The following is a 13263-nucleotide window of genomic DNA, read 5'->3' as shown; positions in this document are numbered from 1 at the left end:
ACAAGTCGTAGTGGTAGTAAAGACGTGCGATTGTCTAAACCATTATTTACTGGGAGTTGGTTAAGGCAATTGATGGCCATATTCGATGTAGTAGGTGCACAAACATTGGCACCGGAAATCAGTGAATAATGAAAAAGGATAATTATAATGATCTTGAACCACCTCATGGGTTTATACACTCACCCGAAAAAAGAGTGGCACACTATTGAACAAAACCATGAGTCACTCACGAGTAGCTTAAGTCATGTAATCTTCGTCGCATTGATACCTGCGATCTGTGCCTATATTGGAGCCGCTCATATTGGTTGGAACCCAGCAGTTGACGGTGATAAATTATTCTTAACCGATCAAAGCGCAGTATTGATGTCCGTCGGTATGTATTTTGGTTTAATTGCAGGTGTATTCGCACTTGCTTATCTTGCATTTTGGATGGCAAGAACATTTGATGCCAAGCCTAGTTTTACGCAAACCCTAGAACTCGCTTCTTACACTGCAACACCATTATTTATGGTTGGTCTTTCAGCACTCTATCCTGAGCTTTGGTTTATGATGGTGGTGGCTCTGGTCGGAATTACTTATTCAGTTTACTTACTGTATACAGGCGTACCTATCATCATGAATATTCCCGAAGAAAAAGGTTTTATCTATGCAAGCTCGGTAGTAACTTGCGGCCTTTGCTTACTTGTTGCATTAATGGCAGCGAGTGTAATTTTATGGAGTAATGGTTTTGGGCCTGAAATAGCCAATTTTTAGCTCTAATTGAAAGTAATTTAGTGACAAAAATGCCAGTCCATTGACTGGCATTTTTAATATTAACTGAGTCTAAATCTAACCTGCAAAAGTGTCTCTTAATGCTACGGTTAAGTTAAATACTAAATTATCTGCTGATGAGTCTTTATTATCAGCACAGTAATAACCTTCACGTTCAAACTGATAAGCCTTTTCAACTTCAGCACTAACTAGGCTCGGCTCAACGACACCTTGCTTAATGACTAGTGAATCAGGGTTGATGATGTCATCAATCGATTCTGCTGCAGCAGGATTCGCATCTGTAAAAAGACTGTCGTAAACACGGAATTCAGCTGGTTTAGCATGAGTTGCTTCAACCCAATGAATAACACCTTTCACTTTACGACCATCAGCTGGATTTTTACCCAGTGTTTCAGGATCATAAGTACAGTAAACGGTCGTTACGTTTCCATCTACGTCTTTGTCACAACGTTCAGCTTTAATCACATAAGCATTACGCAGGCGGACTTCTTTATCAAGCACCAAGCGTTTGTACTTTTTGTTGGCTTCTTCACGAAAGTCAGCTGCATCGATATAAAGCTCACGACCAAATGGTAATTCACGGACACCTAATTCTTCTTTGTTAGGATGTACAGGCGCATTCAGCATTTCAACTTGTGCTTCATCGTAGTTTTCGATGATAACCTTAATCGGTTCTAACACTGCCATTGCACGCGGTGCATTTTCATTTAAGTCATCACGAATACAGGCGTTGAGCATACCAACTTCAACTAAGTTTTCCATCTTAGTTACGCCAATTCTTTCACAAAACTCACGAATTGAACCCGGTGTATAACCACGTCGACGTAAGCCTGCAATCGTTGGCATGCGAGGATCATCCCAGCCAGATACAAAATTACGCTCAACCAAATCATTTAACTTTCGTTTAGACATCAAAGTGTATTCAATATTTAAACGTGAAAATTCGTATTGATGTGTACGACTTGGTTTATTGAAATCGTCTAAATGATCTAAAATCCAATCATAAACACGGCGGTTATCTTGAAATTCTAGTGTACATAAAGAGTGAGTAATGTTTTCAAGTGCATCCGAAATACAATGTGTAAAATCGTACATTGGATAAATGCACCATTTATCACCCGTTTGATGATGTTCAACAAAGCGCACTCGATAAATAATTGGATCTCGCATACACATGAAAGATGATGCCATATCGATCTTTGCACGTAATGCACACTCGCCTTCTTTAAATTCGCCTTTACGCATTTTTTCAAATAACGCTAAATTTTCTTCAGGCGTAGTATCTCTATAAGGACTGTTTTTTCCAGGTTCTTTTAACGTACCACGATACTCTCGTGTTTCATCCGCATTTAAAAAGCAAACGTACGCTAAGCCTTTATTTATTAACTCAACAGCATAATCATGTAACTGGTCAAAGTAATTTGAAGAATAACGAATATCGCCTTCCCATTGGAAACCTAACCATTTCACGTCTTCCTGAATCGAATTTACATAATCGATGTCTTCTTTTTCAGGGTTAGTATCATCAAAACGTAAGTTACATTTTCCCTGGTAGTCTTTAGCGATACCAAAGTTTAAGCAAATAGATTTTGCATGACCGATATGCAAGAAACCATTTGGTTCTGGTGGGAAACGCGTATGAACTTGACTGTGCTTACCGCTATCAAGATCATTATCTATGATATTACGAATGAAGTTACTCGGACGTACTTCGGTGTCCACATGGTCCATGAAATTCCTCTTTGCGAACTATAAATTGAGACTAAATAACATCGCATGATCCTACAGTTCAGCTGTAGATACAATGCCCCTTTTTAAAATCTTTGATAAAAAAAGCGACCATATGGTCGCTTTTTTCAAATATCGAATAAATTTTAGATTATTCTGCGACAATTCTGACATTTGGAATTATCTGTTGGGCTTTTTTGCCCTTCTTTTTTAGCCATAAATAAAAGACGTACAGTGCAACTATGAAGAAGACAACCCAAGCCACGGATTGAATTGGATGCTCTTTAATCGTCAATAACTGATAACAAATGGTTGCACTACCGTAAGCTAAACCTAACGTCCAAAATGCAGCAAATCTTGCCCATTTAGCCCCAAATTCGCTGACTAAGGCACCAAGCGCAGCTACACAAGGTGTATAAAGTAAGATAAAGAGTAGGTACGAGAACGCCGCAGCTTCTGACCCAAACCCTTTTTGGATCGCCGCATAAGTTGTTGTATCAACTTCTTGCTCTTCTGCAGCTTTATTTAAATCAGTTACATCACCCACATCCATTGACAATGGATCTTCAAACTTAATCCCAAATAAATTTGCAGGAATGGTTTTAGCGGCTTCTGTAAAGCTTTCACTCAACGGTGTTAATTGATCATCACTTGCTGAAGGGCTGTATAAGTTATTCAAAGTACCAACAACCACTTCTTTAGCAAATACGCCAGTAATAATACCAACTGTCGCTTGCCAATTATCTTCTTTCAAGCCTAGTGGTTCAAACACTGGCGTGACTTTTTGGCTGGCAACACTTAATACTGAATTACTGGTATCTTCATTACCAAATGAACCATCAACACCAATTGCGTTAATAAAGTTCAAAATAGTCACTACGATTACTATCGTTTTACCTGCACCAAATAAAAAGCTCTTTGTTCTCTGCCAAGTTCTTCGCATTACAGGCATAAATTTAGGCATTTCGTAGTCAGGAAGCTCCATAACAGCTGTGCTACTTTCACCAGGTAAAACAGTGACACGCAATAATAAACCAGTACCTACAGCAGCAAGAATACCAATGAGATACAAGAGGAACACCATATTCTGACCCGAATGAGGAAAGAATGCGGCTGCAAACAATGCATAAACAGACAAACGAGCGCCACAAGACATAAACGGTGCCATCATACCTGTCACTATACGTTCACGTTCGTTTCCGAGTGTGCGAGTAGCCATAATTGCAGGTACATTACAGCCGAAACCAACAATCATTGGCACGAATGCTTTACCCGGCAATCCAATTTTGCTCATTAGTCCGTCGACGACAAATGCCGCACGAGCCATATAACCAGAACTTTCAAGTAAAGAGAGCACAAGAAACAAGGCTGCAATAACAGGAATAAAGGTAGCAACGGTTTGGATACCTTGGCCCACACCGCCAGCTAATATGGTTACTAACCAAGTAGGCGTGCCGAAATTAGAAAGAAGCGCGCCAAAGTGATCGACAAATAATGCACCCGCTGAAATATCAAAGAAGTCAATAAAAGCACTGCCCACGTTAATACTTAACATGAACATCAAGTACATCATGAATAAGAAAACAGGAATTCCTAGAATTGGATGTAACGCAAACTTGTCAAACTTATCAGTAAAGGTAACCACCTTTTGAGATCTAACCGATTTTGAAATTACTTCATCTATAAACTGATAACGAGCGCTTGCAATGAAAGTTTCAAGATCTTGCCCGCCAGAAGATAAAACTGAAGAATGGCAATCTTGCTTTTTAGTGATGAGTGTAAGTGCATGGCCTCGAGTAGCAGCACCATTCTCAAGTTGTTGAGCTATCTCTCTTTCAACAATTTCATCATATTTAATTGATGAGGTGATTTCTTTAGAACTGTTCTCTAAAGTATCAGCAATGATGGCTTTAACTTTAGCAATGTCTTTTTCATTTTTAGAGCAAACGGCTATAACAGGGCAGCCAAGTCTCGTGCTTAGCTCATCAGTATTTATATCAATATTTCTTTTTAATGCTACATCGTACTTGTTGAGTAAGACAATAACGGGCTCACCAAACTCTAAAAGTTGAGTTGTAAGAAATAAGTGCCGTTCTATATTGCTGGCATCAACAAGGTTGATAATACAATCAACAGTAGTATCCGCTAGGAATTCTTGTGCAATCTTTTCATCAATTGAGCAATCGCAACTTTCATTCGCTGCGGTAAGATCATAAATACCTGGAAGATCGGTAAGATTAATTTTTAAATCATCAAGCTCAAAGCGCCCTGTTTTCTTCTCAACAGTGACACCAGACCAATTACCGACATGTTGATTTGCACCTGTTAATGCATTAAATAAAGTAGATTTTCCAGCATTAGGGTTACCGACGGTAACGCAATTGTACTGCTTACTCATTTAGTCACCTCAATCGCATTAGCTAACTCTGCACGCAAACACAAACGACTACCTCTGACTTCAACTTCTAAGCCACTTCCCATTGGTGCACGTCTGACCATAAGAATTTTTGTCAAAGGTGTAATACCCATTGATAACAACTTACGTTTTATAGATTGGGGCATTTCATCATCCCCGACTCTTGCGACAGTAACGTTGTCACCGGGGTTGAGTTCGCTCAACTTCATTTATTTATTGCCTTGTCACAGGTTTAATCAGAACAACAGGCAAGTTTACCTATTGCGATTTGTGTTTACTTTTAACTGGATCAAGTTCCAGCCTAATCGTTAACGATAATAATTTTCAATTACGATTGCTATTATGTGATAAATAATGAAATTAATAAATAACAAGAAATAAAATGAATCAAAATTAACGATTTTAGTTAAGAAACTGTTCAAACTTTATCTAAAGTTTTCTCCCTAAATGCAGTACAACACTAAATAACACAGTAGGTTATTTCACCAATCAAGCATGATTTAGCCTTTTATTTGTAATTTAGATCACACAACAGAATTAACATCCTTGATGTATTTATTTCTCAGTTTTATAACCTTAAAAACTTAACCATTTCAAAATTAACTTATTGGTGAATATACGCCAAATAGTTTCAATATCTAAAACACAATAATTTTCCGGGAGAAATCAATGCAAGCTAGAGGTGTATTAGCCAAAGCTGTTCGTCTTGCTATGTTCGCAGGCGCTGCTTCTGCGTCTGTCACAGCCACTAATGCTTTTGCAGCAGAAGAAGGTGAGAAGGTAGAACGTATTCAGGTAACTGGTTCAAGAATTAAACGAACGGATCTTGAAACTGCCAACCCAATCACTTCAATCTCTGCTGAAGATCTTTCTAAGCAAGGATTTACAAACGTTCAAGACGCTCTTGAAAATCTTAGCTCAACAACTGGTGCTATTACCACCCAGTCTGTACATGGTTTCACCCCAGCTGCTTCTGCAATTAGCTTGCGTGGTGCAGGCGCAAACAGAACACTAACCTTAATTAATGGTAAGCGCTTAAATCAGTATCCAAAGGCACTCGGTGGTACCAGCAACTTTGTTGATACTGCTAATTTACCAATGGAAGCAGTTGCTCGCATTGAAGTATTGAAATCAGGTGCTTCGGCTATTTATGGCGCAGATGCTGTAGGTGGTGTAGTAAACATCATCTTAAAAAAAGATTTTGAAGGTATTGCACTAAAATATCGTCATGGCGACACAACTCAAGGTGGCGGAATGAATGATAGGTTTGCCTTATCTCTAGGTTCTAGTAACGATAGAGGCAACTTATCTTCCTTCATCGAATTTAGCAGTTCAGAACAACTAAAGGCTACTCAACGTGCTGACTTTGGTTTAGATACGGATAAAGTGCCATACAGTGAATACTCAAGCTACAGCTCATACGGTTCTCGTATCGCTGGCGGCAAGAATACAGGTGGTCAACGCCAACTTACTGCTGACGAATGTACAGCAGGTGAGTTTTTATGGGACGAAGAAAACCTTCGCTGTGGCTATGACCGAACTAAACAGAGAGATTTAGGCCCTAAAAATTATCGTTTTATCAGCACAACAACATTTAATTATGAATTAAACGATGACACTTCCTTCGTTGGTCGTATTGATTTCGCAAAAGCAAAGTCAACGACTCATATCGAGCCTAGCGCTACAAATGATGTAGATGTAATCGTTGATGGCGACGACTTAACCATTAATGTTGATGGTTTGACTAAAACGTATAAAGGCCAAAAGAACGTTGCTCTAGGTGGTGATTTTGCTGACGCTAAAAATGGTGAATACTCATACATTCGTCGTTTGCATGAACTTGGTCAAAGACAAACAGAAACGAATACACAAAACTATTTTGGTAGTTTCGGCTTAGAAGGTATGTTAGCTGATGAGTACAGTTGGGACGCTTCCGTAAATTACGGTAAAACGGATCTTGACCAATTCAACTCAGGTTATACCACGTATCAAAAACTATTTGACTACGTTACTGAAGGTAAATACGGCCAATCTCTACTAGATCCAATCTCAGAAAGTGCTGCATCTGATATGCAATACTCCCCTATTATTCGTGCATCAACAAATCAAACCAACATCCAAGTGAATATCTCGGGTTTTGCATTTGAGTTACCTGCAGGTGATGTCGGTTTTGCCGCAGGTGCTGAGTGGACAGAAATGGAGTATCAGTCGTCTTCAGATTCAGAATCAAGCTCAGGTAACGTTGTTGGTTCAGGTGGCTCATCGGGTGAAGGTAAGCGTCGTTTTTGGGCTGTTTATTCCGAACTAGAAGCGCCACTTTTAGATGAACTCACCATGAATCTAGCACTACGTTACGACAGATACAGTGACTTTGGTGGAAACTTAACGCCTTCAGTCAACTTTGAATACCGTCCAACTGATGAGTTATTGGTGCGTGCTTCTTATAACAAGGTGTTCCGCGCACCAGATATGCAACGAGTGTATGGTGACCCAACAGAAGGGTTTACCCAAGTCATCGATTATAAGCGCTGTGCGGAATTAGGTGGCACGCCAGGTGAAAAAAGTGCTAACAACGAAATCAGCGAAGTATGTAATGAACTACATATTGATTCAACAACAGGTGCGAATAAAGACTTAGACGCAGAAAAAGGCTATTCAGTTAATATTGGTACCGTTTATAGCGACGACGAACTTAATATTTCTGTCGACCTATGGAAGTGGAAGCTTGACGGCATTGTTAGTACGGTAAGTGCGAGTAAAGCGGCCCGTGAATATGAAGATTATGAATTCATGATCACTAGAGATGAAGACGGCAAAATCACTCATATCAACTCGACTGCGCGAAACCTTGCCTTCCAAGAAGTTACAGGTCTTGATTTAGAAGCCGGATATGCTTTCGATTTGAATGATCTCGGTGAGCTAAACATTAAAGTTAACGGCTCTTACCTCATTGACTCACAAAGCCAAGTTGATCCTACTGCTGATGCTTTGGATGACATCGCTGAGGGTGGTTTACCAAAATATAAAGGTAATGTGCAATTCACATGGAAGCTGGAAGATTTCCAAACGACCTTAGGTGCATATCATACGGCTCGCCATAGAGGTATCTCATACAGCCCTGATACACCATATGAAACAGCATCACACACAAAATGGAATTTAACTGGTACTTATTATGTAAGTGAAGACATAGTCATTAAATCAGGTGTCATCAATTTATTTAATAAAGCACCAAACTTCGACCCAACATATAAAAGTTGGCCACATTACGACCGTTCATTATTTAATGCACGTGGTAGAGAGTGGTTCGTAGAAACTGAAGTTAAGTTTTAGTTTTATTTGACGAAATAATTTATTAACTAAAAAAAGCGACCGCTCGGTCGCTTTTTTGTTCTGTATGATAAATGTTAAATTAATTTATATTGTTAAATCTTTGAAATTTGTTTCCTGTTATCTCTTTCTTATAAATGCGAAGCAACTGCCACAGTCAAAAAATTTATATTGTGAACAATAGCTCACTCTACCTAATAAAAACCAAATTATCGCTTAAAATACCATCAAACGATCTTATTTCTTGATTTTTTACCCACCCAACTCAATAAAACAAATAAAAAACAATTAGTAAACATATTAAAAACATTTACACATATTAATTATCATTAAATGTTAATTAAACATGATTAATATGTATAAAAAGCACTTTATTAAACATTTATTTAACTTTATCAAGTGATTGTTTATATATTTGTTAATTTTTAACATATTCAAAACCACGTTTAATAAGATATACAAAGTTGAAGCCATATTAGTTATATGTTTATATCCGGTTATGCGAACAATATTTATGTTTTATTAACTTATTTAACTTTTTTCATAAATAAGCAGTTCTCATAAATAAAAATAAAAAACATAAAAAATTAATCACACATTAAAACAGTGATTGATAGGGAGTAATATAATGAAAGCTCAAGATGTATTAACTAAAGCTGTACGCTTAGCATTGTTTGCTGGCGCTTCTTCAGCTGCATTGACGTCAACTGTTACAATGGCAGAAGAAGGTGCAGAAAAAGTAGAACGTATTGCTGTAACAGGCTCTCGTATTCAACGTACTGATATGGAAACAGCTAACCCTGTTGCTGTATTTACTGCCGCTGATATCGAAAAAACGGGTTTTTCTACTGTAGCAGAATTTCTTCGTACAACTGCATCATCAGGTGGATTCAATGAATCATCTACATTAAGCCAAGCAGCTGGCGCATCACGTGTTGGTTTGAAAGGCTTTAGCTCGTCATACACACTAATTCTTCTTAACGGTCGAAGACTGCCTAAGAACTCTGCTGGCGGCGTATTCACTGACGTTAACCAACTACCAATTTCAGCAGTGCAACGTATTGATGTTTTACCTGACGGCGCATCTGCTATTTATGGCTCTGATGCAGTAGCTGGTGTAATTAACATTATTACCAAAAAAGATTTCGAAGGCGTTGATATTAAAGCACGTTATGGTGCAGCTGTAGAGCACATGGATGCAGACGAGAAAAGTCTCTCTATCGTAGCTGGTGCATCAAACGAGACAACTAACATCTTATTCAGCATTGAGCATTTTGATCGTTCTCCTGTTCAAGCTGTAGATCGTGAATTTGGTCGTACTGCTTTAATCGAAGGCCACCGAGGTGGTGACGGTCGCTCAACTTGGGGGATCCCAGGTTCACTTTATCTAGGTTCACTTTCTAAGAAAGACGCAAATGGTAATGTGATTAAGGACGCTGACGGCAATGTCGTTCCTGCAGCACCAATTACAGATGCAAATGATGGTTATGCACCTTGGTCTGATTGCCCGACTGAAAACCATGCATCTAACGGTCGTTGTTATTATGATTTTGCTCCACTGTACCAACTACAACCAAAATCAGATCGTCAATCACTCTTCACTCAGATCACTCACCAAGCATCTGATGACTTAATTCTTGATGGCCAATTCCGTTATACACGTGCTTACACATTGACTTCAAACGCTCCAGCGCCTGGTTCTGTTGAAGTAACGGATAGCCCATACCTATACGACTTTATTCGTAATGACCGTTTCAAAGATGACCCAGAGACAGCTGAAGCTGTAATTCAAGAGCTTAAAGATGGCAATGCTGAAGCTTATGTAGGTCGTCGTTATGTTGACTTCCCTAACCGTGAAAAAGATAACACAAACGAAACATTTGAAGCCGTTATCGGCGCAGAATACTCAATTAATGATGAGTGGGTTGCTGATTTTGATTTAGGTTTCTCTCGCCTAACAAACCGTCAAATTGGTAATGCTGGTCAATTGCTTCGTGCTGATGTTGAAAAGAAATTCGCAGATGGTACTTTAAACCCTTTCATCATCAACGATTGTAGCTCTGAAGAACTTGCACAGGTTTGTAAAGACCTTCAATCTTCAATCCACAGAACTGGTGAGTTCGAGATGTTATTCTCGTCTCTTAACTTCTCTGGTTTCACTGATTTCTCACTACCTGGTGGTGAAGTTGGTATTGCAACTGGTTTAGATTACCGTAAAGAGACATACCGTGACCGTGCTGATACAGCATCAATCAATGGTGATGTTATCGGTGGTGCTGGTTCAAATGGTGGTGGTGAAGCGACTAATAAAGCTGCTTATGTAGAGCTATCTCTTCCTATTATTGAGAACCTTGAGCTGAACGTAGCAGGTCGTTACGATGTTGCTGATTGGGGTGTTTCTGATGCTTCAGAGTTCACCTATTCAGCTAAAGTTTCATATCGTCCAATCGATACTTTATTATTACGTGCATCTTACGGTACTGGCTTCAAAATGCCTGACCTAGATGATTTGTATACTGCTGAGTCTTTTGGTGTGAACAAAGCTGTAGATACTAAGCTATGTCTTGCTAACGGCGGTGAAGACTGTAAGAAGGTTGAACTGAACTCTAAGAGTGGTGGTAACCCTGAGCTACAGCCTGAAACATCTAAATCATTCAACGTTGGTGTTGTTTATGAAGTTACTGACGAACTGTCTTTCTCTATCGACTATTGGTCACTAGAAATTGAAGACGTAATTGGTAGTTTAGCTATTCAAGAAATCTTAGATGCTGAAGCTAAAGGTGAGTTAACACATCTTGTAAAACGTAACGCAGCTGGTCGTTTAGATGATTCTGCAAACAAAGATGTTTTTGTTCAATCAAACCTACAGAACCTAACTGAGCAAAGTGCAACTGGTATCAACTACGATATTCAGTACGCAAGTGAGTTTAGCTTTGGTACATTGAGAGCAAACCTAAGTGCTGAGCAGTTCTTAAGCTTTAAGACACAATCTTCAGCAGTACAGCCTTTATGTGATTGGGTTGCCGATGACGCTTACCGTAAAATTCGTTTCAACGGTGGTGTAGCGCTAGAAAGTGGTGATTTAACGACTTCTGTCAACTTACGTTTCCTTCCTGGTTACAACGATTATGACTCACGCGACACAGCAAACAAGAGCTGTGATCTAGTTGGTCACTATGATGTAGACAGAAAGAACAACGACCTAGGTGATGCACAAGACGTTGCTTCTTATATCCAATTTGACGTAACTACTGCTTACAATATCTCTGATACACAAAAAGTGTCAGTTGGTATTCGTAACTTGTTCGACAAGCAACCAGTATTTAGTACTCCTAATGATTGGCCTTTCTACGACCAAGGTACTTACGACAACATCGGTCGTTTCGTATACTTACAATATGACGTGAAGCTATAATATTAGCTGACTATTGAATGAAGCCTCGCAACTCTTGCGGGGCTTTTTTATAACTAAAACATTGATGAACTAAAATTAACTCCCCTTCTCATCTTACTCTGCGATAATTCGACAAATTGCTTCGAATCACTAATTATCTTATGGGTGAAGTAAATTCAGCGTCTAGCTTTAGAGTTTCATTTACTGACAATAACCAAGTCATTGATGTTGACGATCAAGATAAATCCGCATTTTCAAAAACATGTAACAGCTTTAATGGAGCTTGGCAAAAAGTAACGTTCACGAACGGTAACAAAACTCGCCGTTATGCCGTTAAGTTGGTGAATGACGATGTTGTAGTTGCTGACGCTAATAAGCATCTTAGGCGTTTTAAAAGCCTCTTTTGTTGCTTTTTTAGAGATCAATCACTCTTTAAAAATGTTGCAGAAAAAGTCACAGAGGCAAGAAGAGCTCATGGTTTATCATCAAATCCACCTCAAACAACACCAAGTTTAACACCGACCTTACATTCAACAACACCTGCAGGAGTTTCCCCCTCTTACGATATTAAACCAGAAAGGAACCCTGAAATTTCTAAGGTAGATGCTAAGACACTCACACCAAAAGCAGAGATAGAGCAAAAAGCTATCACTAGTGCGTCACAAATTGCTCCTGTAGCAAAGGAGTTCTGCAAAACAAAGAACCCTGTCTTCGTTTTTGATCTCGACGATACTTTGTATGTAAAAGTGGTTCATGGAGACAGTTACCAAGTAGAAATGGTTGAAAACGATATTAATGATCAGATATTGAGAATTAAGAAAGAATTCCCAGATGCACAGTTTATCGCTATTACCACTAGCGGCATGCCGAAAACTCAAGAAAAAGCAAAACAAAGTAAATTAGATCTGACTCAATTTAATACTATTCATACTATATACACTGGTTTTGGCAAGGGTGGGAATAATTCTCGTCAAGTTAAATATGAACATGAAGGAGCAACATACCTCAATGAAAACCTTTATCTACCATCTCAAACAATAGATGAAGGTTGCGTTGTTTACGACAAAGGGAGCCGCTATTTAACATGTTGTAAACATTTAGGTATCGATCCAACAAACACTGAAGTAATATTTGTTGATGATCAACAACGAGAGCTAGAGTCTATGGCAGTAATGGCCAATGAAAAAAATATTCGGCTTCTTAATTTACATTATAAAGGCGCAGCACTTAAACATGCTGACAGCTTAAAGATTGATAGTCAGAGGAATGCAGGTTTAAACGAAATCGACAAGGCCAAAGCTCTGAGAGATGCTGGCAGGGACGTAATAGAGTATGCAAACTTAAAAGCTGAGTCAGGTAACACCATAGACTTTTTGGAACTCGAAAAGTACTTAGGCATGATAGAAGCACATATCGCTAACCTAGATAAAGACGACCAACCATCAACAATCGAAGCTACTAATGAATTTATCTTAACTTATAAAGATCAGTTAGAAGGACGTGAAACAATTGAAGAGTACAAATTGAGAAAATTAGATAAGTAACAAGAAATGTTACTTTTAACAGCTTTTAAAATTTGGTATCTGAAACAGATTCCAAAAAAATTGGTATCCCCTAGGGGATT

At 38.8% G+C, this 13263-nt stretch carries 7 protein-coding genes; 4 read left to right on the top strand and 3 right to left on the bottom strand.

Annotated features, from left to right (window positions below; genetic code table 11):
* The first annotated feature begins 147 nt into the window (after positions 1 to 147).
* On the top strand, positions 148 to 753 hold the full coding sequence (locus tag AC1EU2_RS14815) for a Yip1 family protein (protein ID WP_480299064.1): 606 nt from the start codon (positions 148 to 150) through the stop codon (positions 751 to 753).
* A gap of 75 nt (positions 754 to 828) precedes the next feature.
* Here AC1EU2_RS14815 and glnS read toward each other — a convergent pair whose 3' ends face one another.
* The 3 genes from glnS to AC1EU2_RS14800 all read right to left on the bottom strand — a co-directional run bounded on the left by glnS (position 829) and on the right by AC1EU2_RS14800 (position 5124).
* On the bottom strand, positions 829 to 2502 hold the full coding sequence (gene glnS / locus AC1EU2_RS14810) for a glutamine--tRNA ligase (RefSeq protein WP_480299063.1): 1674 nt from the start codon (positions 2500 to 2502) through the stop codon (positions 829 to 831).
* Positions 2503 to 2650: 148 nt separating this feature from the next.
* Entirely contained in the window at positions 2651 to 4897 is a 2247-nt protein-coding gene (gene feoB / locus AC1EU2_RS14805) for a Fe(2+) transporter permease subunit FeoB (protein ID WP_480299062.1), read from the bottom strand.
* Positions 4894 to 5124, bottom strand: coding sequence for a FeoA family protein (locus tag AC1EU2_RS14800; protein WP_480299061.1), 231 nt, complete (start codon positions 5122 to 5124; stop codon positions 4894 to 4896). Before AC1EU2_RS14800 ends, feoB begins: the two co-directional genes overlap by 4 nt.
* Before the next feature lie 460 nt (positions 5125 to 5584).
* Between AC1EU2_RS14800 and AC1EU2_RS14795 the strand changes: the two genes are divergently transcribed.
* From AC1EU2_RS14795 to AC1EU2_RS14785, 3 genes are all read left to right on the top strand, one after another.
* Positions 5585 to 8248 (top strand): TonB-dependent receptor plug domain-containing protein, encoded by a 2664-nt coding sequence (locus AC1EU2_RS14795; RefSeq protein ID WP_480299060.1) that lies wholly within the window; start codon positions 5585 to 5587, stop codon positions 8246 to 8248.
* 625 nt (positions 8249 to 8873) lie between these two features.
* Positions 8874 to 11660: a TonB-dependent receptor plug domain-containing protein gene (locus tag AC1EU2_RS14790; RefSeq protein ID WP_480299059.1), complete on the top strand. Its 2787-nt coding sequence runs from the start codon at positions 8874 to 8876 to the stop codon at positions 11658 to 11660.
* Positions 11661 to 11800: 140 nt separating this feature from the next.
* Entirely contained in the window at positions 11801 to 13183 is a 1383-nt protein-coding gene (locus AC1EU2_RS14785) for a hypothetical protein (protein WP_480299058.1), read from the top strand.
* The last annotated feature ends 80 nt before the right edge of the window (positions 13184 to 13263 follow it).

It is taken from the genome of Parashewanella sp. 2304DJ23-3, assembly GCF_056591695.1.
Note: the sequence above shows the minus strand (reverse complement) of the source record. Positions and strands in the feature narration are given on the sequence as shown.